General features: G+C 63.3%; 24 protein-coding genes and 1 riboswitch. Of the genes, 16 read left to right on the top strand and 8 right to left on the bottom strand.

Annotated features, from left to right (window positions below; genetic code table 11):
* Nucleotides 1-72 precede the first annotated feature (72 nt).
* Nucleotides 73-435, top strand: coding sequence for a hypothetical protein (locus tag LDN75_RS17115; protein WP_223933736.1), 363 nt, complete (start codon nucleotides 73-75; stop codon nucleotides 433-435).
* A 10-nt stretch (nucleotides 436-445) separates the two neighbouring features.
* Here the strand turns inward: LDN75_RS17115 and LDN75_RS17110 are convergent, their stop codons facing one another.
* The 3 genes from LDN75_RS17110 to LDN75_RS17100 all read right to left on the bottom strand — a co-directional run bounded on the left by LDN75_RS17110 (nucleotide 446) and on the right by LDN75_RS17100 (nucleotide 4,795).
* Complete coding sequence (locus LDN75_RS17110; protein ID WP_223933735.1) at nucleotides 446-1,309, bottom strand: site-specific DNA-methyltransferase; 864 nt, start codon at nucleotides 1,307-1,309, stop codon at nucleotides 446-448.
* An 8-nt stretch (nucleotides 1,310-1,317) separates the two neighbouring features.
* Nucleotides 1,318-3,024, bottom strand: a complete 1,707-nt coding sequence (locus tag LDN75_RS17105; protein WP_223933733.1) for a DEAD/DEAH box helicase — start codon at nucleotides 3,022-3,024, stop codon at nucleotides 1,318-1,320.
* 286 nt (nucleotides 3,025-3,310) lie between these two features.
* A complete protein-coding gene (locus LDN75_RS17100) occupies nucleotides 3,311-4,795 on the bottom strand; it encodes an RNB domain-containing ribonuclease (protein ID WP_223933731.1) in 1,485 nt (494 codons plus the stop codon).
* 41 nt (nucleotides 4,796-4,836) lie between these two features.
* Here LDN75_RS17100 and LDN75_RS17095 point away from each other — a divergent pair, with 41 nt between their 5' ends.
* Nucleotides 4,837-5,505 (top strand): ferritin-like fold-containing protein, encoded by a 669-nt coding sequence (locus LDN75_RS17095; protein WP_223933729.1) that lies wholly within the window; start codon nucleotides 4,837-4,839, stop codon nucleotides 5,503-5,505.
* 42 nt (nucleotides 5,506-5,547) lie between these two features.
* Here the strand turns inward: LDN75_RS17095 and thiE are convergent, their stop codons facing one another.
* The gene (gene thiE, locus LDN75_RS17090) at nucleotides 5,548-6,231 is read right to left on the bottom strand and encodes a thiamine phosphate synthase (RefSeq protein ID WP_223933728.1); all 684 of its coding nucleotides are present in this window, start codon (nucleotides 6,229-6,231) and stop codon (nucleotides 5,548-5,550) included.
* Nucleotides 6,232-6,258: 27 nt separating this feature from the next.
* A riboswitch (TPP riboswitch) is annotated at nucleotides 6,259-6,376 on the top strand.
* Here thiE and LDN75_RS17085 point away from each other — a divergent pair.
* The 4 genes from LDN75_RS17085 (at nucleotide 6,369) to LDN75_RS17070 (ending at nucleotide 9,040) form a co-directional block, all read left to right on the top strand.
* Nucleotides 6,369-7,655 carry an FAD-dependent oxidoreductase gene (locus tag LDN75_RS17085; RefSeq protein ID WP_223933726.1) on the top strand — a complete coding sequence of 429 codons (1,287 nt, stop codon included), beginning with the start codon at nucleotides 6,369-6,371 and terminating at the stop codon, nucleotides 7,653-7,655. Its footprint overlaps the riboswitch before it by 8 nt.
* Nucleotides 7,652-7,888, top strand: a complete 237-nt coding sequence (gene thiS / locus LDN75_RS17080; protein WP_223933725.1) for a sulfur carrier protein ThiS — start codon at nucleotides 7,652-7,654, stop codon at nucleotides 7,886-7,888. Before LDN75_RS17085 ends, thiS begins: the two co-directional genes overlap by 4 nt.
* 4 nt (nucleotides 7,889-7,892) lie before the next feature.
* Nucleotides 7,893-8,690, top strand: a complete 798-nt coding sequence (locus tag LDN75_RS17075; RefSeq protein ID WP_223933723.1) for a thiazole synthase — start codon at nucleotides 7,893-7,895, stop codon at nucleotides 8,688-8,690.
* Nucleotides 8,691-8,704: 14 nt separating this feature from the next.
* Complete coding sequence (locus tag LDN75_RS17070; RefSeq protein WP_223933721.1) at nucleotides 8,705-9,040, top strand: 4a-hydroxytetrahydrobiopterin dehydratase; 336 nt, start codon at nucleotides 8,705-8,707, stop codon at nucleotides 9,038-9,040.
* Between the two features lie 74 nt (nucleotides 9,041-9,114).
* Here the strand turns inward: LDN75_RS17070 and LDN75_RS17065 are convergent, their stop codons facing one another.
* From LDN75_RS17065 to LDN75_RS17055, 3 genes are read right to left on the bottom strand one after another with little or no spacing between them, the layout of a single operon-like run.
* Complete coding sequence (locus LDN75_RS17065; protein WP_223933720.1) at nucleotides 9,115-9,417, bottom strand: hypothetical protein; 303 nt, start codon at nucleotides 9,415-9,417, stop codon at nucleotides 9,115-9,117.
* A 34-nt stretch (nucleotides 9,418-9,451) separates the two neighbouring features.
* Nucleotides 9,452-9,676 (bottom strand): DUF3107 domain-containing protein, encoded by a 225-nt coding sequence (locus tag LDN75_RS17060; RefSeq protein WP_223933719.1) that lies wholly within the window; start codon nucleotides 9,674-9,676, stop codon nucleotides 9,452-9,454.
* Nucleotides 9,677-9,726: 50 nt separating this feature from the next.
* Entirely contained in the window at nucleotides 9,727-10,461 is a 735-nt protein-coding gene (locus LDN75_RS17055; RefSeq protein WP_223933717.1) for a TetR/AcrR family transcriptional regulator, read from the bottom strand.
* A 6-nt stretch (nucleotides 10,462-10,467) separates the two neighbouring features.
* On the opposite strand from LDN75_RS17055, the gene moeB reads away from it, so the two are divergent.
* Both moeB and LDN75_RS17045 read left to right on the top strand, forming a co-directional pair.
* The gene (moeB, locus tag LDN75_RS17050; protein ID WP_223933715.1) at nucleotides 10,468-11,667 is read left to right on the top strand and encodes a molybdopterin-synthase adenylyltransferase MoeB; all 1,200 of its coding nucleotides are present in this window, start codon (nucleotides 10,468-10,470) and stop codon (nucleotides 11,665-11,667) included.
* Nucleotides 11,668-11,723: 56 nt separating this feature from the next.
* Nucleotides 11,724-12,728, top strand: coding sequence for an SDR family NAD(P)-dependent oxidoreductase (locus tag LDN75_RS17045; RefSeq protein WP_223933713.1), 1,005 nt, complete (start codon nucleotides 11,724-11,726; stop codon nucleotides 12,726-12,728).
* A 10-nt stretch (nucleotides 12,729-12,738) separates the two neighbouring features.
* Here LDN75_RS17045 and LDN75_RS17040 read toward each other — a convergent pair whose 3' ends face one another.
* Nucleotides 12,739-14,058: a glutamyl-tRNA reductase gene (locus LDN75_RS17040; protein WP_223933711.1), complete on the bottom strand. Its 1,320-nt coding sequence runs from the start codon at nucleotides 14,056-14,058 to the stop codon at nucleotides 12,739-12,741.
* A 159-nt stretch (nucleotides 14,059-14,217) separates the two neighbouring features.
* Between LDN75_RS17040 and hemE the strand changes: the two genes are divergently transcribed.
* The 8 genes from hemE (at nucleotide 14,218) to LDN75_RS17000 (ending at nucleotide 22,820) form a co-directional block, all read left to right on the top strand.
* The gene (hemE, locus tag LDN75_RS17035; RefSeq protein ID WP_223933710.1) at nucleotides 14,218-15,345 is read left to right on the top strand and encodes a uroporphyrinogen decarboxylase; all 1,128 of its coding nucleotides are present in this window, start codon (nucleotides 14,218-14,220) and stop codon (nucleotides 15,343-15,345) included.
* A 5-nt stretch (nucleotides 15,346-15,350) separates the two neighbouring features.
* A complete protein-coding gene (hemG, locus tag LDN75_RS17030; RefSeq protein WP_223933708.1) occupies nucleotides 15,351-16,844 on the top strand; it encodes a protoporphyrinogen oxidase in 1,494 nt (497 codons plus the stop codon).
* Nucleotides 16,845-16,916: 72 nt separating this feature from the next.
* Nucleotides 16,917-17,618, top strand: a complete 702-nt coding sequence (gene hemQ, locus LDN75_RS17025; RefSeq protein WP_223933706.1) for a hydrogen peroxide-dependent heme synthase — start codon at nucleotides 16,917-16,919, stop codon at nucleotides 17,616-17,618.
* On the top strand, nucleotides 17,615-18,838 hold the full coding sequence (locus LDN75_RS17020) for a ferrochelatase (RefSeq protein ID WP_223933704.1): 1,224 nt from the start codon (nucleotides 17,615-17,617) through the stop codon (nucleotides 18,836-18,838). The genes hemQ and LDN75_RS17020 overlap by 4 nt, the downstream gene beginning before the upstream one ends.
* Nucleotides 18,835-19,821: a hydroxymethylbilane synthase gene (hemC, locus tag LDN75_RS17015; protein ID WP_223933702.1), complete on the top strand. Its 987-nt coding sequence runs from the start codon at nucleotides 18,835-18,837 to the stop codon at nucleotides 19,819-19,821. Before LDN75_RS17020 ends, hemC begins: the two co-directional genes overlap by 4 nt.
* Before the next feature lies 1 nt (nucleotide 19,822).
* A complete protein-coding gene (locus tag LDN75_RS17010) occupies nucleotides 19,823-20,728 on the top strand; it encodes a uroporphyrinogen-III synthase (RefSeq protein WP_223933700.1) in 906 nt (301 codons plus the stop codon).
* Nucleotides 20,725-21,705: a porphobilinogen synthase gene (hemB, locus tag LDN75_RS17005; protein WP_223933698.1), complete on the top strand. Its 981-nt coding sequence runs from the start codon at nucleotides 20,725-20,727 to the stop codon at nucleotides 21,703-21,705. The genes LDN75_RS17010 and hemB overlap by 4 nt, the downstream gene beginning before the upstream one ends.
* Nucleotides 21,705-22,820 (top strand): LLM class flavin-dependent oxidoreductase, encoded by a 1,116-nt coding sequence (locus tag LDN75_RS17000; RefSeq protein ID WP_223933697.1) that lies wholly within the window; start codon nucleotides 21,705-21,707, stop codon nucleotides 22,818-22,820. Before hemB ends, LDN75_RS17000 begins: the two co-directional genes overlap by 1 nt.
* The last annotated feature ends 30 nt before the right edge of the window (nucleotides 22,821-22,850 follow it).

Raw genomic sequence — 22,850 nt, 5'->3', positions numbered from 1 at the left:
GGGGAGGCGGGCTGGGCCGCACCACTGGAGGTCTCATCGCAAGGAATCACTCACTCTGTCGATGGAGCAATCATGTTCAGGAAATCCTTGGCTGCAACAGCCCTTGCAGCCGCCTTAATGTTCATCCCTGCCACGGCAAATGCCTTGGACTGTAACAACGTCAGCCGCGCTGCCTACACGGGCAGCGAATGGGTATTTATTCCGGACATCAACAGCAATGTCCACTTCAGCGGAAACTGGGGCTATGTGGAAGCCTGGGCCGCCTGGGTGTTCATTCCGCCAGGGACGGTGCCCGGTGTGCCCGGCAGCGGCGGGAACTATCAGAACGGCCAAGGCTTTGCGCTGCTGGTCAATGCGTTGTGTGATTCCCACGGAGCGGTCCTGGACAACAGGCAGGGCGACCACGGAATCCAATTGATGCACGGGTGCGGCTAAGGGCCACGGCCTAATTTGGGTGGAAGGACGCTTTGGCGCCCAGGCGCTTTCGCATGACCTCGATGGCTTGCTCGTTCTGGTCCACGCAGACGAAGTTGCGGCCCAGTTTGGCGGCAACAGCGCCGAGGGTTCCTGATCCAGCAAAGAAGTCCAGGCACCAATCGCCCTCGCGGCTTGAAGCGGAGACGATCCTGCGCACCAGGCCTTCGGGTTTTTGGGTTGGGTAGCCCGTCTTTTCCCTGCCTGTGGGCGAGACAATGGTGTGCCACCAAACGTCCGTGGGGAGTTTGCCGCGCTCGCGTTTGGCAGGGGTGACCAGGCCTGGGGCCATGTAGGGTTCGCGGTCTACTTCAGCGTTGTCGAAGTGATACTTCGCGGGGTTCTTTACGTACACCAGGATGTTGTCGTGCTTGGTGGGCCAACGGTTCTTGGCGCGGGCGCCGTAGTCGTAGGCCCAAATGATCTCGTTGAGGAAGCACTCGCGGCCAAAGATGGCGTCCAGCATCACCTTGGCGTAGTGCACCTCGCGGTAATCCAGGTGCAGGTACAGCGTGCCGTCGTCGGCAAGGAGCCGCCAGGCCTCTACGAGCTTGGGTTCCAGGAAGGACCAGTAGTCGCTGAAGGCGTCATCATAGCTGTGCAGGGCGCCCTTGATGGTGTCGTAGGAGCGTCCCTTGAACCCGACGCGGTCGCCGTCGCCGTCCGCGTTGCGGACCATGCGCGTTTCCTGGCGGCGTTGGACCCGTCCTGTGTTGAACGGCGGATCCACGTAAATGAGTGTGAAGGCACCGTCCGGCAGCGTCGGGAGGAATTCCGCGTTGTCCGCGTGCACCACCAGATTGCCGCCGTCCGGCGCCCAAACAGTTTCAGTCATTGAGGATTTTAGGCCTCGGAGTTGCCGGACTGGGCGCCAGCGGTCCCACCGGAAACCACTTCGCCGTTACGGCGGCGCGTGCGGGTACGCCGCGTGCGGGCCGGCTTCTCGGCGTTCTCGCCCGTGGCGGTGCGGGTTTCGGAGGAACCGGCAGCGGGGGCCGCCTCGGCTTCGGATGTACGACGGCGGCGCGTACGGTTGCGGCCGCCATCACCGTTGGATTCAGAGTTGGCTTCGTTGGACTTGCCAGCGTTGACACGGCCGCGGCCGTCCCTGCCACGGCCGCCATCGCGTCCACCGTCACGGGCTGAACCGGCGGAACGGGAGTTCTTTTTGCCCGTTTCGCCCAAGTCCTCAAGGACCTCGGCGTCGACTCCGGCAAGCGTGCGCTTGTTGCGCGGGAGGCGGCCCTTGGTGCCCTCGGGAATGTCGAGGTCACTGTAGAGGTGGGGCGAAGAGGAGTAGGTTTCAACCGGCTCCGGAACGCTGAGCCCCAATGCCTTGTTGATCAAGCCCCAGCGAGGCATGTCGTCCCAGTCAACGAAGGTCACCGCTGTTCCCTTGTTGCCGGCGCGGCCCGTACGGCCCACGCGGTGCAGATAGATCTTTTCGTCCTCCACGCACTGGTAGTTGATGACGTGCGTGACGTCATCCACATCGATGCCACGGGCGGCAACGTCCGTGGCAACCAGGACGTCCACCTTGTTGTTGCGGAAGGCGCGAAGGGCCTGCTCGCGTGCACCCTGGCCGAGGTCGCCGTGGATGGCTGCCGCAGCGAATCCGCGGTCAACGAGCTCCTCAGCTACCTTGGCCGCGGTGCGCTTGGTCTTGGTGAAGATAATGGTGCGGCCACGTCCGCGGGCCTGCAGGATGCGGGCCACAACCTCGGTCTTGTCCATGCTGTGGGCACGGTAGATGAGCTGGCGGATGTCGCGCTTGGTGAGGCCTTCATCGTTCGGATCGGCTGCCCGGATGTGGGTAGGCTGCGTCATGTAGCGGCGGGCCATCGCGATGACCGGTCCGGGCATTGTGGCGGAGAAGAGCAAAGTCTGGCGAACAGCCGGCGTACCTGCAATGAGTGTTTCGACGTCCGGCAGGAAGCCCAGGTCCAGCATTTCGTCGGCCTCGTCCAGGATCACCATTTTGACGTTCTTCAGGCTGAGGTGCTTCTGCTTGTAAAGGTCGATCAAACGCCCGGGGGTGCCGACCACTACCTCGACGCCCTTCTGGAGGGCGTCAATCTGCGGCTCATAGGCGCGGCCACCGTAGATGGTGGCGATGCGGGCGTTGCGCTTGCGGGATGCCGTCTGAAGATCGTTGGCCACCTGTACCGCAAGCTCGCGGGTGGGCACGATGACCAGGGCCTGCGGCGCACCGGGGACGGCCAGCTTTGCGTAGCCAGGGTCATCCCGGCCTTCCACGCGCTGCAATGCCGGGATGCCGAAACCGAGGGTCTTGCCGGTACCGGTCTTGGCCTGGCCGATGATGTCGTGGCCGCTGAGGGCTACCGGCAGCGTCATGGCCTGGATGGGGAAGGGGTGCGTAATTCCGGCGTCAGCGAGGGACTCGACGATGTCGGGGCGGACGTTGTAGTCAGCGAACGATTTTTCTTCGATCTCGTGGGGCGTCTCATCGGAGATGATCGTTTCCTCGGGTTCGATGGATTCGGTTCCGGTGGCGTCCGTCAGGACTTCATGGGTGTGCAATTCACTCACAGGGAGTTTCCTTATTCATTTGGGCATTGGCGCTGCATGCTCAACGGGGTGGCGGAGCCGTACCGGAGCACGAACGGGCGCGCAAGCTAATCCAGTGGAAGCCGATCGCGGGCTATCTAAGTACTGGCACTGGTGACCAGCGGGCACATCTCAAGATCGCGTAGGGGCGGGCTTGTTGATTTCAAAAATTAACTGAATCAACGACCGGGCATCCATTACTACAGGGTCAGTCTATCCTCTGGGAGCCCTAAAGCCCGGATCGGTGCCCGTTTGCGTCCCCCGGGCCTCAGGGGAGCAGGGTAAAGCGGATCTCGCGGCTGGCAATATCTGCCTTCAGGAGCTGCACCCGGACCTTGGTGCCTGATTCCAATTCGCCGTCACATCGGGCGGTCACCGCGGGTTCCGCGATCTGGATGATGCCAAACGGCCCGTTTCCGTTTCCATTTCCCTTTCCGTTGCCATTTGCCGCTCCATTGGACGGCTTGGAACCGGAGATGACCACCGCGTCAAACTCCTCGCCGATGTGGTTCGCCACGAGTGCTGCTTCCACGGTGTCCATAGCCAGGCGCTCAAGCCGCCCTGCCAGTTGGTCGGAGGACGCCATGATCTCAGGCAGGGATGGCAGTGCTTCCCGCGCCCACGCCGGTATTGGGTGGCCGTTGCTGAGAGCCTCGCAGATCACCAGGACAAAGCGGTCGATGAGGCGACGCAAAGGGGCAGTGGTGTGCGCATAAGGTGCGCCGATGGCTGACTGGATGACATTGGGGGGAAGTTCGCCATCGAAAGGCGTGTATCCAGCACCGCGGAAGAGCGTGCCTGCCGAGTGGAGGATGGCTAGCTGTTTGGGATCCGAAGCGTCCAGGGTCCGGAGGTACTCGCCGTAGGTAATCTCGCCGTCCCACGGTTTCCCAAGAGCCTTGGTCTGGCGTTTGAAGTGGAGCAGCGAGCGTTCATCGGGCGCGGGCATGGTGCGCAGAATGCCCACTTTTCCGTCGAGCATCAGTTGGGCCGCTGCCATACCGGTCATGAGGGATATCTGCGCGTTCCAATCCTCCACAGGTAAGGAGGGTGCGGCGACAATCCTGTAGCCTCCGCCACCGGTTGCCTGCACAATCTCCTGCTCGGGCATGTTCAGGTTTGCGCCACCGCGCAGGCGTTCCAGTTCCACCCGCTTCAGGCCAACCTCCTTGAGGAGCCCAAGGACCGGTGGGGCTGTGCCGGCATCGATCTGCTCCTGGGCACCTCTGTAACTCAGCTTGGCGCGGCTACGGACAGTTCCGCGGGACACGGACATGGCGGATACTTCGGCATTGTGGTCCAGCTCGAAGTCCCATACGAAGGCGCTGCAATCCTGATCAGCCAACAGGCTGCCGGCGTTCTCGCTGATAACTTCCGGATGCAGCGGGATCCTCCCGTCAGGAGCGTAGAACGTTTGCCCCCGGTGCCGGGTTTCTGCATCCAACGCCCCGCCCGGAGCAACAAAGGATGGCACGTCGGCGATTGCATAGAGGACTCTGTAACCGTCACCGGCACGTTCAATGAACACCGCCTGGTCCAGGTCAGTGGACGTGGCTGGATCAATGGTCACGAACGGAATGTCCCGGAGGTCACGTTCCGGCAGTGTATGGTTTTCTACCGCCTTCCGGGCTTCCGCTACGGCCTCGGCCGGGTATTCACCAGGGAGCTCCAGCTCGGTCCGGAGGGCAGCAAATGCCTCGGCGAGCTGGTCCGACGAGTCGTCGACGTTGGGCGAAATCCGATGATGTGACACGAAAATCAGGTTAGCCCGAAATCGCTGGATAGTCTTGGACCATGAGCACTTCCCCGGACGACAATGCTCGCGTCCAGCGCCTCGCCTCCGAGCTGCTGGGAGCCATGGCCTATGGCGAGCTCTCGGCGTTTGGCCGGCTGTCTTTCGACTCCCGGTACGCTCCCACCCTGCATGACAGGGCAGTGCTGGCAAAGATCGCAGTTGGCGCATACGGAAACTTTGCCTTGATCAGCACGCGGTTATCGGAGATGGGACTCGATGCCGAGGATGCCATGCTTCCGTTCCAGCGCTCCTTTGACCACTTCCACGAGCGAACAAAGCCAGCGGACTGGTTTGAATCAGTCATGAAGGCCTATGTGATCGACACAGTGTCGTCGGACTTCTACCGGACGGTGGCTTCGTTCCTTGACGCCGGGACGCAACTCTTTGTCCAGAAGGTTGCCTCCGCCGACCAAGCCACGGAAGTACTCCGCGTCCTCCTGCGCCGGGCGCTGGCTGATGACCCGCGCCTCGCGTCGCGACTCGCTTTGTGGGGCCGGCGCCTCGTCGGAGAAGCGCTGACCCAAGCCCAACGTGTCGGCCTGGAACATCCTCACTTGGGCCCAATGCTCAAGGGCGAAGGGGATTCGCGGGCGGCAGTCAAGGCGCTCACGGCCGAGCTTGCCGAACGGCACGGACGGCGGATGTCCGGGCTCGGGCTCACGGCTTAGGCATATTTCGCTTTCGCGCCGCGGCAAACCGGGCGCCGATACCTAAGCGGCGTCGAGCGCTTCCAGCAGCGTCTTGGCCGCCGCCGTCGGGTCCTGCGCCTCGGTGATGGCCCGCACGACGACGATCCGGCTCGCTCCCGCGGCAACCACCTGTTCAACGTTGGTGAGGTCGATGCCGCCGATAGCGAACCAGGGGAGGAGCACGCCACCCACAGTCTCCTCGTCTGCGCGCTTTACGGCTTCCGCGGCATATGTGACCAGATCCAGCCCGACTGCTTCGCGGCCTGGCTTCGTGGGTGTCGCCCATACTGGACCAACGCAGAAATAATCCAGCCCACTGCGGCCCGGGGAGGCCTCTATGGCCGCGTCAACCTGGTCCGGTGTGTGGGTGGACAGGCCGATGACGGTCTGGTCGTGGAGGAGGTGCCGTGCTGCGCGTAATGGGATGTCTTTTTGGCCGATATGGAACACAGGAGCCCCGGAAATACTGGCAACATCGGCACGGTCGTTGACGGCCCACAGCCTTCCGTGCCGGCGGGCAACGTTGTGCAGGACCTCCAGGACCTCCAGCTCCTCGGCGGCCTCGAGCGTCTTGTCGCGAAGCTGGATGATGTCGACGCCGCCCTCAAACGCGGCGTCGACGAAGTCTTCAAAATCGCCCTGCCGCTTGCGGGCATCGGTGCACAAATAGAGACGGGCAGTGGTGTGGACATCATGCTGGGTCATGGAAACCAGAGTAGTTCCTCTAAACTGGGCACGTACTGCGGGAGCCGTGACAGCGTCATATGACCGTCCGGCTGAGAGGGCTTCAGCGCCGACCGCTTGACCTGATCCGGCTAATACCGGCGTAGGGAAGGAAACGCATGGCAGAATCCGGCCAAAACCCTCTGCAGGCGGATGTTGCGGTCATCGGTGGCGGCATCATTGGCCTTGGCATCGCCCACGAAGCCCGCCGACACGGCCGCTCGGTGGTCCTTATTGATCCCGCACCGGCAGCGGGCGCGACGTTCGCCGCTGCCGGGATGCTCGCTCCTGTGAGTGAACTTCACTACCAGGAGGAAGACCTTCTGGAACTCATGCTGGAGTCCTCTCATTTGTGGCCGGCTTTTGTCCGGAGCCTGCCCGGCGACGAATCAGCCACCGGATACCGCACGACGTCGACAATCGCCGTTGGCGCCGATGCTGCCGACCGCCGCGCGCTGGCAGACCTCCGCACAGTCCAGCAGGCCGCAGGGCTTCAGGTAGAGCCTTTGTCCTTGCGGCAAGCGCGCGAGCGTGAGCCCCTGCTCAGCCCACAGATTTCCAGCGCCTTCGACATCCCGGCGGACCATCAAGTGGACCCACGGATGCTTGCACGATGCCTCATGGAAGGGCTGGCAGGCCACAGTCGAAGTGACGCAACGTGGGTTTCCGGAGCGGAGGACGGTTTCGCGCTGCCGTTCCCAGCGTCCCGTTTGCTGTGGGACGGGGACCGCGTCTGCGGAGTCGAGCTCGATCCGGGCGCCGGATCCGGCGACGGGCGCGTCGTTTTGGCGTCAGAGACCGTGGTCGCCTGCGGGCTGGATGCGGCAAGGCTAGGCAATCTCCCCGAGGGTCTCAGCCTGCCCGTGCGGCCGGTCTATGGCGACATCCTCAGGCTGCGCGTTCCCGAACACCTCCAGCCGCTCCTCACATCCACCATCCGGGGCATGGTGCGCGGAGTGCCGGTGTACATCGTCCCCCGGGCCGACGGAACGGTGGTGATTGGAGCTACCCAGCGCGAGGACGGACTATCCGCGTCCACCAACGCAGTGTCCGCCGGAGGCGTCTATCAACTCCTGCGTGATGCCCAAGTGTTGGTTCCTGCCGTGGCGGAGCTGGAACTGTTGGAAGCCACAGCCCGCGCACGGCCCGGCACTCCGGACAACGCACCGCTCCTTGGACGCGTCGCTGGACCCAGCGGCAACATCGAGGGTTTGGTGATCGCAACCGGCTTCTTCCGCCATGGCGTTCTATTGACGCCCATCGCCGCAAAGATCGTGGGCGGGCTGATAACCGGTTCCTCCGATCCACGCTGGTCAATCTTCCGGCCCGACCGCTTTGCGGCGAACGCAGGCCAACGGACTCCAACCCCCTCAGCTGCACAATCTCCCACCAAGGAAACAGTATGAATATCAAACTCAACGGCTCCGATCACGCCGTGGCGGACGATGCATCCGTCAGCACGCTCGTCAGCGCCATTACAGGCCGCACCCTGGACCACCGCGGACAGGCAGCCGACGGCGGCAAGCTGGGTGTCGCCGTCGCACGTAATTCGGAGGTTGTGCCGCGCAGCCAATGGGCCGCGACGGCGCTCGCCGATGGAGACGAACTCGAACTCGTAACAGCAGTCCAGGGAGGCTGAAGACATGACAGCAGCAAAAACTGACATTCGCACAGACGGCTTGGTGATCGACGGCGTCGAAATCGGCTCCCGCCTGATCATGGGTACAGGTGGTGCGCCGAGCCTGGACGGCTTGGGAGCAGCCCTTCTGGCCTCAGGAACGGAACTGACAACTGTGGCAATGCGCCGGTACTCGCCAGCCGAGACAGGGTCGTTGTTCCAGCTCCTGGTGGACCACAACATCCGGGTCCTGCCCAACACGGCTGGCTGTTTTACTGCCAAAGACGCAGTGATGACCGCGGAGCTCGCCCGGGAGGCGCTGGAGACGGACTGGGTGAAGTTGGAAGTCATTGCCGATGAACACACGCTTCTTCCGGACGCGGTGGAACTCGTGGAGGCAACCGAACAGCTGGTGAACCGCGGCTTCAAGGTTTTCGCTTACACCAATGACGACCCCGTCCTGGCGCTGCGCCTGGAAAACCTGGGTGCCACAGCAGTCATGCCCCTCGGCTCGCCTATTGGAACGGGGCTTGGCATCCTGAACCCGCATAACATCGAACTGATCGTGTCCCGGGCTTCTGTTCCGGTAGTGCTCGACGCCGGCATTGGAACTGCCTCGGATGCCGCGCTTGCCATGGAGTTGGGCTGCGACGCTGTCCTGCTGGCGACGGCAGTGACCCGTGCGCAGAACCCGGTCCAGATGGGCGAGGCCTTCAAACACGCAGTGATCGCCGGTAGGCTTGCCAAACAGTCCGGCCGGATTCCGCGGCGGGAGCATGCGCTCGCGTCCTCGGCGATGGAAGGCCGGGCAGAGTTCCTCTAGGCAAGGGAGCAGTTATGGCCGGCAAGGAAGGGCAATTGCCTCAAGCCGAGGTGGAAGCCGCCCTCAAGGACCTCCCCGGCTGGAAGTACCAGGACGGTCTGGTGACCGTCTTCAAAACCTCGACGGCAGCCGACGCCTTGGCGCTTATCGCCGCGGTGGGCCGGATCGCCGAAGAACAGAACCACCATCCGGACTTGGAATGGCGCTACAACCGCGTCTTTCTCCGCTACGTCTCCCACGATGCCGGCGACAACGTGACGGAACGCGACGTCGCCGCTGCCGCTGCCGTGAGCGAGGCAGCAGCCGCGTCCGGTGCCCTGGCGCAGCCGGATCGCTACCCGGAAGCTTGAACGAGCTGGAAAGTTAAACGGCACTGGTCGTCACCTATGGGTGACGACCAGTGCCGTATAAGAGCGGGGAGCGTCTAGAGCCTCAGAGCTTTGGTGAGGGCGGCGGTGTCATGCTGGGTGCGCTTACGGCCCAGATAGACCACAACGGCAATCGCGATGGCCGTCCCCAAAACGATAGGGAGGATCCACGGGATCCAGGTGAGCCCGGGCTGGTAACCGAACCCAGCCATGATGAAAGCTATCCAGCCCAGCACGCCGACGGTCGCCGAGACGCCCGCTGGCAATGCAATGCCGTACTTACCGTGTCGCTTGTCATTTGCCCACACGATGAATCCTGTAGCGATGGTGGCAAGCACCACCACAACGAGTGAAAGCATGGAGACTCCTTAGCGGCCGCTGCCAGTGGGAACGCTAGAGGGCGCCGAAACCGACGCGGCGGACTTCCTCGGCACCAATTTCAACGTAGCCCAGCGCATTTCCGGGAACGATGATCTGGCGGCCCTTCTCATCCGTGAACCGCAGATCCGAACCCTTGGAGATGGCCTCTCCGACGATCTTGGCTACAGCATCAGCATCGAGTGCGGATTCGAACACGATTTCACGGCCAACATTCTGAATGCCGATCTTTACTTCCACAGCAAGGCCTCCAAGCCAATCAAGTTTTAAGTCAGTCCTCTATTTGTAGCCTAGGACTCTTTGGGGAATCGACTGATTCCGCGCCAAGCTAAACGATAGATCAGATCACTGGCTACATCGAGGTCGAGATTTCCATCGGTTTCGAGCCAGTAGCGGGCGCTGACCTGCGCCATTCCTGCCAGTCCGCGGCCCAGGAGCTGTGCTTCCAAAGGGGGAAGCTTGGTGTCCTCGGCGATGACGTGGGCCACTGCGTCGGCGAACGTTTTGTTGAAAGTCTCCAAGCGCGAGCTGACATCGGGGTCGTTAATGAGGTCAGACTCGAAAACCAGGCGGTGGGCTTGGTCGTCGTCGGCAATGAACCTGTAGTAGGCCCGCATGACTGCCTTCACGCGCTCTTTATTGTCCGTGGTGGAATTCAGGGCATTGAGCATCAAATCGGTCAGCGTCGCCAGATGGCTGTCCAGCAACGCCATGTAGAGCTCGCGTTTGGAAGGGAAATGCTGATACAGGACCGGCTTGCTCACATGCGCGGTCTCGGCGATTTCGTCCATGGCGGCACCATGGAAGCCGTTGGATACGAAAACCTCCAAAGCGGCGTTTAGCAACTGTGCGCGGCGCTCGTCTCGCGGCAACCTTGCTGAACGCGTTGAACCAGTCCGTTCTTGCTTCGCTGGTGCCCCATCGTTTGCCCGTGTGCCGTCAGCCACAGTCTGCCGCCTTTCCTTTGCAGTTATGACCACTGTACCGGTGGGTAATATGACCGGGCGGCATCGGCAGGCATACATTGGGGTATGGCCTCAATTCTTGCTGCCCACCCCGCGCCCGCTGTCCTGCCACCCCTCGTTGAACCGGCCGCCGCACTAACGCCGGCCGAGGTGGAACGGTACTCCCGGCATCTCATCATTCCGGAAATCGGCGCTCTGGGCCAACGCAGGCTTAAGAATGCGAAAGTTCTTGTCATAGGCGCTGGCGGCCTGGGATCCCCAGCTTTGTTGTACCTCGCCGCGGCCGGCGTAGGAACTCTCGGCATAGTCGATGACGACGACGTTGACCTCAGCAACCTGCAGCGGCAGGTCATCCATGGCGTCAAGGACGTTGGCACCCCGAAAACCGAATCTGCGCGGAACGCCATTGCGGAGCTCAACCCGTTGGTGAACGTGGTCCTGCACAACGTCCGCCTTGACTCCTCGAATGCCTTGGAACTGTTTGCCGATTACGATCTCATCCTGGACGGCGCGGACAACTTTGCTACCCGCTACCTGGTCAACGACGCCGCCGCGATTCTCGGCAAGCCGTACGTTTGGGGCTCAATCTTCCGCTTCGACGGGCAGGTCAGCGTCTTCTGGGCCGAGCACGGCCCCACATACCGTGATCTCTACCCGGAAGCCCCGCCAGCCGGCTCAGTGCCCTCATGCGGTGAGGGCGGAGTCTTTGGCATGTTGTGCGCCGCCGTTGGATCCCTCATGGTGACGGAGGCAGTCAAGTTGATTACCGGCGTCGGCCGTTCCTTGCTTGGCCGCGTAGCGCTGTTCGACGCCCTGGGCGGCAGCTGGCGCGAGATCAAGGTCTCCAAGGATCCGGAAGCGGAGCCCATCACGGAACTCGTGGATTACGAGGCATTCTGCGGTGTGACTCCGGCTGCGGCCACTGACCAGGAGCACACGGTCACTGCCAAGGACCTTGCACGGATGTTGGCCGAGCGGGAGTCGGGTGAACGCGACTTTGAATTGGTGGATGTCCGCGAGTCCGGCGAGCACAGCATCGTGAATATCGATGGTTCGGTCCTCATCCCGCAGGGGAGGATTCTCTCAGGCGAGGCCTGGGTCGAGCTGCCGCAGGACAAGGACATAGTCTTCCACTGCAAGGCTGGTACGCGCTCTGCTGCGGTCCTGGAGGCCGCACAGAAGGCGGGCTACACACGCGTCAGCCATCTCGACGGCGGTATTCTCGCCTGGGTTCGCGACGTCGAGCCGGAGAAACCGGTCTACTGACCCAGCCCGTGCGTGGGTTCGTTGCCGCGAACGCGGCAAATCTGCGAAGCTCAACCATGAGCGAAGATTCAAGCGTGACTCCCCAGCAACCCATCGGCTCGGGGTTCGGGCACTACTCAACTGCCTCGGACGTCATCTCCGGCATTGACCTGACCGGGAAGACCGCCATTGTCACAGGCGGATATTCCGGGCTGGGGCTGGAGACCGTGAAGGCCCTTTCCTCTGCAGGCGCCCGTGTCATTGTCCCGGCGCGCAGGCTGCAGCACGCCCAGGAAATTGTGGCCGAGGCCGGGCTCGCTGCCACAGGGGTTGCGGGTTCCGTAGACGTTGAGCTCCTGGATTTGGCGGATCAAGCAAGCGTCAAGGAATTCGCCGCCCAATACCTCCGCACTCACGCGACCCTGGACATCCTGATCAACAATGCAGCGATCATGGCAAGCCCCGAGCAACGTGTTGGGCCTGGGTGGGAGGCGCAGTTTGCCACCAACCACCTGGGGCATTACACCTTGGCCAATCTGCTGTGGCCGGCATTGGCAGCCGCTGGGAATGCGCGCGTTGTGTCCCTCTCGTCCACCGGTCACAAGCTGTCGCGCATCCGTTTTGATGACATCAACTTCGATTCCGGCTACGACAAATGGCAGGCCTATGGCCAGGCCAAGACAGCCAATGCGCTCTTTGCCGTGGAACTGGACCGGCTGGGCCGGGCTTCCGGGGTACGGGCGTTCGCTGTCCACCCCGGCGGGATCATGACCGAACTGCAGCGGCATTTGCCGCACGAGGAAATGGTCGCGGCGGGCTGGATGGACGCTGAAGGAAACTTGAGGGAGGGCTTCAAAACCCCTGCGCAAGGTGCAGCTACATCGGTGTGGGCAGCCACATCGCCGGCCTTGAATGGCAAGGGCGGCGTTTACTGCGAGGATTGCGACATCGCCAAGCCCACGGACAAGAATTCGCCACTCGCCCGGTACCAGGGCGTGGACGGCCACGCGATTGATCCGGGCGATGCCACGAGGCTCTGGCAGGTATCTGCCGAACTCACAGGAGTCAACGCCTTCAGCTGACTTGGGGTGGCTAGGCGCTTTCGGAGCGGAGTTGCTCGTGGTCCACGGGGCATTCCGCAGCAGCCGGAGCCTGGGGCTGCTCCACCTGGATGCCGTACAGGGCTTCCAAAGCGGCTACGTAATCGTCCTGTTGCCCGTTGGCCGCGAGTTCGCGGGCGCGCACGGTAGGAATATGGAGGAGTTGCTTGACCATCCGGCGCAGCGCAAATTCCACCTCTTCGGCGGCAGCGGTGCAACCGTGGCGGGCGCGGACCTTCTCCATTTCCGCGTCCAGTACGTTCATGGTGTGGCGCCGGAGGGCAACGATAGCGGAGTCGACGGACCGGGATTCGCGTTCCGATTCAAACGCCGTTGCCGCGCCGTTGACTATCTCGCTGGCATGGGACAACGATTCTGCCTGTTCCTGGGGTGCAGCCAGACGCACAGACTCAAGGGTGAGGAGTTCGACGCCGTCGAGCTCGCCCACAGCGGGGTCGAAGTCGTGGGTGAGCGCAAGATCGATCGCGATGAGCGGCTTACCGGAATTCGCCCTGACCCGGGCGAGATCCTCAGCTTCAACGCGGGTATCCGAACCGCTGCAACCGATCATGACGTCGGCTGCGGACACCGCTGACGGGAGACTATCGGCGTCGAGCGCCCTGCCACCACGGGTGGCCACGAAACCCTCGGCGCGGCCGGAGGAGGAGTAGACGGAAATATCGGTGCAACCGCGTTCACGGAGCAGTGACATCGTGGCACCGGCATAGGCGCCAGTTCCGAAGACAACGACCTTCTTGGCCGACCAGTCATCGCTGTCAGAGAGGTCCGTTGCCAGATCCAGGGCTACGGAGACGATGGAAAGGCCGCGTGATCCAAGGGCCGTCTGGGCGCCAACATCTTTTGCGGTCTTGGATGCAGCCTGGAAGAGCCGGACGAGTCCGGAACTCGCAGTGCCTTCCTGCTGGGCCGTAATCAAGGCCCGGCGGACCTGCCCGGCGATTTCGCGTTCCCCAACCACGGCGGAATCCAAGCCGGCGCTAACAGCGAAGAGGTGCCGTGTGACGTCAGGTCCCGTGTGGGTGCTGAAGGAGCGGGAAACGAGTTGCTCGTTGAGGCCGCTCAATTCGCTGATCCGCGAAACAAGGGCAGAACGGGCGGCCTCGAGGCCTGCTCCGTTGGCCGTTTCGCCGTAGATCTCATAGCGGTTGCAGGTTGCCAGGACGACGGCGCCGGAGACCAAGGGAGATCCGGAGAGGGCCGAAGAGGCAAGCTCAGAGGAACCGTTGCTCAGCTGAGCAACGGTTTCGAGGTCGATGTCGGCGTGTGTAGCCACCAATGAGAAAAGAACCACAGCACCCCAATCATAGCTTTTTCGCAGCCCGGTAGAACAATGTGCCGCAGTGGGAATTCACACGCGGTTCCGTGATCCCCGCCACGCAACCCCTTGAAGGGGCGCTACGTGACAGCCTGTCGTTATCTTTTGGCCCGGATTTTCGGCACAATCAAAGGCATGACTTCTAGCGCGGCAGCATCCAATAGTACGGCCACCAACGCCCCCGCAGGCCACCCTGCCGGCAAACTTGACGCGAATCACCCGTTGATGGACGGCCGTACTTCGGACTCCCCGCTCATCACTGCCTACCGGGGCGGCAAGCCCTCTCGCAGGCCTGTATGGTTCATGCGCCAAGCCGGTAGGTCCCTGCCGGAATACCTTAAGGTACGCGAGGGCGTCGCCATGCTCGACTCCTGCCTGCGTCCCGAACTTGCCGCCGAGATCACCCTGCAGCCGGTTCGCCGCCATGATGTGGATGCGGCCATCTTCTTCTCTGACATCGTCATACCGCTGAAGCTCGCGGGCGTCGGCGTGGATATCGTCCCCGGCGTCGGTCCTGTCCTGGATAAGCCGGTCCGGACTGCCGCTGATGTTGCAGCCCTTCCCGAGCTAACGTGGGAGGCACTGGAACCCATTCGCGAAGCGGTCCGCTTGACGGTGGCTGAACTGGGCAAGACTCCACTGATCGGGTTCGCCGGCGCGCCGTTTACGCTCGCGGCCTACATGGTGGAAGGTAAGCCTTCGCGGGACCACCTCGGCCCGCGGACCATGATGCACGCGGACCCCGAGACCTGGACAGCCCTCGCCAATTGGGCCGCGGATGCTTCCGGGTTGTTCCTTCAGGCGCAGCTTGAGGCCGGGGCGTCCGCTGGACAGCTCTTTGACTCTTGGGCGGGATCGTTGGGCCTGGCTGATTACACCAAGTACGTGGCTCCGGCATCCGCCCGGGCACTTGACCACGTGCGCGGGCTGGGTGCTCCGCTGGTGCACTTCGGTACTGGCACGTCCGAGCTTCTTGTCGCCATGCGGGACGTCGGTGTGGACGTTGTGGGGGTCGATTATAGGCTGCCCCTGGATGAGGCCAACCGCCGCTTGGGCGGCACGGTTCCCCTCCAGGGCAACATCGACCCCGCCCTCCTTCCGGCCCCCTGGGAGGTCCTCGAGGCGCATGTCCGCGAGGTTATCGCGGCTGGCTCGCACGCTCCCGGCCATGTCCTGAACCTGGGCCATGGCGTGCCCCCGGAGACGGACCCCGCCGTCCTGACGCGTGTTGTGGAGCTCATCCACTCCATCCCGGCAGAGTAGGACGCATGCGCGGGGGAAACGTACACGCCAAGGCGAAGGAAGCAGTCACGCCGCACCCAGCGCCTGGACCCACCGCTGTTGTGGTCGGTGGCGGTATGTCCGGCCTACTGGCAGCGAGGGAACTGGCCATGGCTGGAACGTCGGTGACGATCCTTGAGGCAAATGATGCCTGGGGTGGTTGCGTCGGAAGCCACGTGGTAGCGGGATTGACTTTGGACAGTGGCGCGGAGTCGTTTGCTACGCGGTCCACCGCCGTGGCGGACCTCGCGCGCGAGCTCGGACTGGAAAGCCGGATCGTTTCCCCGCACCCGGGCGGCGCGTGGGTGCAGCTTCCGGACGGACCCCAAGAGCTGCCCAAGACTGGCGTTCTTGGCATCCCTGCCAACCCCTGGGACGCCGAGGTCAGGCGTTCCCTTGGCCTTTCCGGCGCCGTGCGCGCCTCTCTGGACCGTTGGCTGCCCGCCTCGCTTGGCACATCCTCCGAGGTCACCAGCGTGTCTGCCCTGGTCCGCGCCAGAATGGGGAAGAAAGTCCTGGAGCGGCTGGTTGCTCCGGTGGTGGGTGGCGTTCACTCTGCCGATCCCGGTCTGTTGGACGTCGATATGGTGGCCCCCGGCCTCCGCGCGGGGCTTCGGAAGCACGGGTCCCTGGCTGCGGCTGTTGCTGCCCAGCGCAAAGCAGCCCCCGGCCCTGGTTCCGCTCCCGCGAAGGCAGGTTCCGCCGTCGGGGGTTTGAAGGGCGGCATGAACACACTGGTATCCGCGCTGGTCAAGGATCTCCGGGACCGCGGCGTGGAAATGCTGAGTGGAAAGCGTGTTGGCTACGTTTCGAAAACGGGCAACGGTTGGCGGGTCACCGCCGGTGAAACCACGTACGACGCCGGTCGGCTGGTAGTTGCCCTGGATGGCCCCGCTGCCGTCGGGCTGCTGGAAACGGCCATACCGGAGCTGTCCGGCCTACGCCCTGCCGCAGGACCTCTGGTGAGCTTGGTGACGATGGTTGTTGACCTTCCTGAATTGGACGGCCGGCCCCGTGGGACCGGGATCCTCGTAGCTCCCCAGACGCCAGGGATCCAGGCGAAGGCCCTGACGCATGCCACCGCCAAATGGGATTGGTTGGCGGAAGAAGCCGGTCCGGGCACGCACGTCCTGCGCCTTTCCTATGGCCGCCGTGAGGATGCCGAAGGGGGAGCGCCGGATCTTGTGATGGGAGATGAAGAATTGCTGGCAGCCGCGCTTGATGACGCCTCGGCGTTGCTGACGGTACCGGTTTCGCGGGCGGACATTGTCGATTGGGATGTTGTGCGCTGGGCAGGCGCCCTGCCGTTCGCCGCCGTCGGTCATAAACAGCGCGTAGCTCAAGTGCGGAAGTTGTGCGCCGCAGCTGATGGCCTCACCGTCGTTGGTGGCTGGCTGGCCGGTAATGGCCTCGCCGCCGTGGTGGCGGACACGCGTTCGCAGCTCGCTCAGGGAATCATTGGCGATCGCCCAATTTCGTGATTTGTGTCACTTCTACGCCCTGTAGAAGTGATCCATTTCGACTTAGCGGCTGGCACGGGGCAAACTTGAACCATGAGCCACACTTCTGCCGAATCTGTCACTAAAACTGCTGGAACCGAAGAGCAGTTCTTTACGCTCTGGACCGTCTTCAAGCGCTCGGCCGACGTCCTGCGCAGCGGCGATGCTGCCCAGGAATTTGAAGCCCTTGAAGGGAAGCTCGCCAAAGAAGGCGTGATCCTGAGGGGCAGCTACGATGTTTCCGCCATGCGCTCGGACGCCGACATCATGGTGTGGCTCCACGGACCCAAGCCGGAAGACCTTCAGTCAGCCGTCCGTTCCATTCGCCGCAGCAAGCTCTTTGCCGGCACTGAGATCGTCTGGTCCGCGATGGGCGTGCACAGGGAAGCCGAGTTTGCCAAGAGCCACGTCCCGGCCTATGCCCGCGGCGTCGAGCCCAGCACCTGGCTGTGCGTCTACCCGTTCGTCCGCTCGTACGAGTGGTACCTGCTTCCCGCCGAAGAACGCGGAAAGATGCTGCGCGATCATGGACTGCTGGGCCGGGAGTTCCCGCAAGTCATTTCCAACACCGTTTCCTCGTTCGCGCTGGGTGACTGGGAGTGGATCCTTGGCCTCGAGGCGCCTGAACTTGTTGACCTTGTGGACCTCATGCGCCACCTGCGTGCCACCGATGCCCGCAACCACGTCCGTGAGGAAATCCCCTTCTACACCGGCCGCCGCGTAACCGCTGCCGAGATTGCAGAGGTCCTCGCATGAGTGGCATTGCCGTTTCCACGGCCGGCAATGAGGTCACCGAGCGCGGTCGCCAGGAAGCAAAGCAGTACGATGCCGTGCTGCTTGCATCCTTTGGAGGTCCTGAAGGCCAGGAAGATGTCATTCCCTTCCTTCGCAACGTCACCCGGGGCCGTGGCATCCCAGATGAGCGCCTTGAAGAGGTCTCACACCACTACCGTGCATTTGGGGGCATCAGCCCCATCAACCAGCAGAACCGTGAACTGAAGGCCGCGATCGAGGCTGAGCTGGCCAAGCGCGGCATCGAGCTTCCCGTTCTGTGGGGCAACAGGAACTGGGACCCGTACATCGCGCCGGTTCTGCAGGACGCCTACGACGCCGGCCACCGCCGGATCCTGATGCTCACCACCAGCATCTACTCCTGCTACTCCAGCTGCCGCCAGTACCGTGAAGACATTGGCATCGCCCTGACCGAAACAGGACTGGACGGCAAGCTCGAGGTGGACAAGATCCGCCAGTACTTCGACCACCCCGGCGTTGTTCAGCCGTTCCTTGAGGGCACCGCCGCGGGCCTTGAAGAGATCCGCGGCAAGCTGGCCGCCGCCGGCGAAGCAGATCCGGACTCAAAGATCCGTGTCCTGTTTGCCACCCACTCCATCCCTACGCGCGATGCCGAGGCCGCCGGCAAGTCCGAGGACGAGCCACGCGAGTTCGCAGAAGGATCGGCGTACGCGGCCCAGCATCTGGCAAACGCCAAGGCCATCATGGATGTCGTAGCCCCGAACGTGGCCTGGGACCTTGTGTACCAATCCCGCTCCGGCGCACCGCACATTCCATGGCTGGAACCGGACATTAACGATCACCTCGAAGAAATCGCCCCCCAAGGAGTGCGAGGCGTCGTGATCGTTCCCCTCGGTTTCGTCAGCGACCATATGGAGGTTGCCTGGGACCTGGACACCGAAGCCCTGGACACCTGCAGGAACCTGGAGATGGAAGCCACGCGCGTCCCCACCCCGGGAACGCATGCTGCCTTTGTTTCCGGGCTGGTTGACCTGATCTGTGAACGCACGGTGGAGAACAACATCGCCGATCGCCCCCACGCTACTGACCTGGGTCCTTGGTACGATGTCTGCCGCCCGAATTGTTGCGAAAACTTCCGCGGTGCCAAGCCCGTCATTGCCGAGGTCGGCTCCACTGTCGGTGTTGGGCATGACGCTTACACCTCTACGGAGGCCAGCAAGTGACCATTCGCATCGGCACCCGGGCCAGCAAGCTCGCGCTGACCCAGACCCAGCAGACTGCCGATCAGCTGGCGGCTGTTGGTGGCTTCCCGGTGGAGCTGGTGCACATCAAGACCGAGGGCGACGTCAAGACCGGCTCGCTGTCGCAGATGGGTGGCACGGGTGTCTTTGTGGCGGCCCTGCGGGATGCCTTGCTTGCTGAAACCTGCGATGTCGCTGTTCATTCTTTGAAGGACCTGCCCACAGGGGCTGCGGTCGGACTGAGCATCGCCGCTACCCCCAAGCGCGTGGACGTCAGGGATGTCCTGTGTGCCCGTGATGGCCTCACCCTTGCAGAGTTGCCCGGTGGCGCCAGGGTCGGCACGGGCTCGCCCCGCCGTGCGGCGCAGCTCCGTGCAGCACGCCCGGACATTGAGGTGCTGGATATCCGCGGAAACGTGGACACGCGCCTGGGACGCGTCCCCGGACTTCCCGGCAATGGCACCGACCAAGTTGTTCCCGGCAAGTCCTGCGACCTGGACGCCGTGGTGCTGGCTGCTGCAGGCCTGGAACGGATGGACCGGCTGGACACCGTGAGTGAGTTCTTCGAGACGGATGTCATGTTGCCTGCCCCGGGCCAGGGCGCATTGGCGATCGAATGCCGTACGGAGGACGCCCCGCAGTTGGAAGGCTCCCAAAGCGTTCTCGCCCAGGCTCTCGCCGCATTGAACGACGACGACACCCGGCTTGCCGTAACAGCCGAACGCGCCGTACTGGCCCGGCTCGAGGCTGGCTGCGCCGCACCGGTTGGCGCCCACGCCTTCCGGAAGGGCAGCATGCTGCACCTTGAAGCTGTTGTCTGCGCCGTAGACGGCACCAAGACCGTACGCGAGAAGAAGGCTACCGATGGCCTGACTGAAGTTGGTGCCACGTTGCTCGGCATTGAAGTTGCGGAGCTTCTGCTCGCCGCCGGTGCCGCGGAGATCGCGGATCTTGCAGCGTCCTGATGTGACTCACGCATCTGGCCTGGCAGGTCGGCGCGTCCTCATTACCAGGAGCGCCGACCGGGCCCGGCCGCTTGTTTCGCTCCTGCACTCCCTCGGAGCGCAGCCGCTGGTGCTTCCCCTCATCGATTTCGAGCGGGCGGAGGACCAGGCTTCCCTCGACGCCGCCCTGGACAAGCTCGCCGCTGGCTATTTTGAGTGGGTGGTGATCAGCAGCATCACCACCGTGCGTGTCCTGCTGGAAAAGGCCGCCCAGCGCGGCACGATCCCCGCGAAACTCGTACCCACCGGGACGCGGGTGGCGACGATTGGCCCATCGTCACGGGGGATACTTGAAGCTGTGGGACTGACAGTCTCGCTGGCACCCACTGACCTCCAATCCGCCGAAGGCCTCGTCGCCCTCTGGCCGACGGCTCCTGCGCGCGTTCTCCTCCCGCAAGCCGATATCGCTACTCCCGGCCTGCGGGACGGATTGGTCGGCAAGGGCGCTGACGTAACGTCCGTGATTGCCTATCACACAGTGGACTACCCGGCCCGCACAGGACGACGCCTGGAAGCGGAACTGCCCGCCGTCGTCGGGGTTTCCGGCAGTATGGGTTCCGGCAGTGCCGATCACAAGGCGACCTCCGGCGGCGCACAGCTGCAGGAAATGACCCCTGCAGAAGCGCGGGCCGCCATCGGCGCCGGGACGCTGGACGCCGTCGTGGCCGCTTCCCCGAGCGCCGCCCGCCGGATTGCGGAGACCCTCGTGCCCTTGGGCGGTTGCCGGTTCATAGCCATTGGGGGTCCGACGGCGGCAGAGGCCGCCCAGCTCGGCATCACCGTTGCAGCCACCGCCAAAAAACCTACCCCGGACGGCATCGCGGCCGCCCTGGATTCAGTATTCGCCAACGAAGGGAACCCCAGATGAGCTTTCCGAACCACCGTCCCCGCCGCTTGCGCACCACCCCGGCGATGCGCAGGCTTACGGCAGAAATCCGTCTCGCCCCGGCAGACCTCATCCTTCCGGCCTTCATCCGGGAGGGCCTCAGCGAGCCCAGCCCGATCAGTTCGATGCCCGGCGTCGTCCAGCACACCACTGAGACGCTTAAGCGTGCCGCTGCGGAAGCTGTGGAACTTGGCGTAGGCGGCATCATGCTGTTCGGCGTGCCGGAGGTTCGCGACGCCCGGGGCACGGCCTCCCTGGACCCTGAAGGTGTCCTGAACAAGGCCATCCGCGACGTCAAGGCTGAAGTGGGCGATGACCTGGTCATCATGGGCGACGTTTGCCTGGACGAATTCACCGACCACGGACACTGCGGCGTTTTGGATGCCGACGGATATGTGGACAACGACGCCACCTTGGAAATCTATGGCCAGATGGCCGTGGCCCAGGCAGAGGCGGGCGCCCATGTGCTGGGACCTTCGGGCATGATGGACGGACAAATCGCCGTCATCCGCCAGGCCTTGGAGGATTCGGGCCATAAAAATACCGCCATCCTGGCGTATGCGGCCAAGTACGCCTCAGCTTTCTATGGTCCGTTCCGTGAAGCGGTGGACTCCCAGCTCAAGGGCGATCGCCGAACGTACCAAATGGATGCAGCCAACCGTCGGGAAGCCATTCTCGAAGTGGAATTGGACCTCGAAGAAGGCGCCGACATGGTGATGGTCAAGCCCGCCATGAGCTATCTGGACATCCTCGCGGACGTTGCGGCCATGAGCCCGGTGCCAGTCTCGGCCTACCAAATCTCGGGGGAGTACGCCATGATCGAAGCGGCTGCTGCCAACGGCTGGATCGATCGGCGGGGTGCCATCACCGAGTCCGTGCTGGGCATCAAGAGGGCCGGCGCGGATACCGTCCTGACCTATTGGGCCTCCGAACTGGCAGGCTGGCTGAAGGAGTCCTGATGACTGCCGTGCCTTCCGAATCCAGCTTTCCGCCCGCAGCCGGAATTCCCGCGGACCCCACAGCGCCCGTAGCGGCCAACCAAATCCTGCTCGGCCTGAACACCTTCGGGGATGCAGGGCTCGACGCCGACGGAAATCCGAAGGAGCACGCCCAGGTGCTGCGCGAGCTGCTGGAGGAAGCAAAGCTGGCTGACGCCCTGGGCATTCACGCTTTTGGCGTGGGAGAGCATCACCGCCGCGATTTCGCTGTGTCTGCTCCTGAGGTCTTCCTCGCGGCAGCTGCCGCAGCGACCTCCCGGATCAGGCTTGGCTCGGCTGTGACGGTCCTCAGCTCGGATGATCCGATCCGCGTCTTCCAACGTTTCGCGACCGTTGACGCAATCTCCAATGGGAGGGCAGAAGTGATGTTGGGCAGGGGCTCGTTCATTGAGTCCTTCCCCTTGTTCGGCCTGGACCTTGCGGACTACGACGTCCTGTTCGAGGAAAAACTTGAGCTGTTCGACCAAGTACGGGCCCAGAAGCCGGTTCACTGGGAAGGGCGGACGCGGCCCAGCATCAGCGGACTCCAGGTCTATCCACGCTTACAGCATCATTTGCTGCCGGCATGGATCGGTGTGGGTGGGACGCCTGAGTCCGTTTTGCGGTGCGCGGAGTACGGCTATCCCATCATCTTCGCGATCATTGGGGGAGAGCCTCGGCGGTTTGCTCCGCTCGTGAATCTTTACCGCGAGGCGATGGCAAAATACGGGCACCCCATGCGACAGATCGCCACCCACTCGCCGGGTTTCATTGCAGACACAGACCAGGCTGCCCGGGAGGAACTCTTCCCGCATTGGCTGGAGCAACGCAACAGAATCGGGGCCGAGCGCGGCTGGGGGCCGGGAAACCGGGCGGAATTCGATGCCATGTGCGGACCGGAGGGCGCCCTGTATGTGGGTTCTCCCGAGACTGTGGCCCAAAAGATCGTCCTGCTCAAGCGCAACCTCGGCGTGGACCGCTTCGATCTCAAATACAGCAACGGCACGCTGCCGCACCGATCCATGATGCGCTGCATCGAACTTTTCGGCACGGAAGTTGCTCCACGGGTAGCGCAGCTGCTGGCGGACGCCCCATAGCGGCGCTTCTGAATCACCAAAGACGCTTCT

The organism is Arthrobacter sp. StoSoilB5, from assembly GCF_019977235.1.
GTDB lineage: Bacteria > Actinomycetota > Actinomycetes > Actinomycetales > Micrococcaceae > Arthrobacter.
The sequence above is the reverse complement of the archived record's forward strand: the minus strand, read 5'-3'. Positions and strand labels throughout refer to the sequence as shown.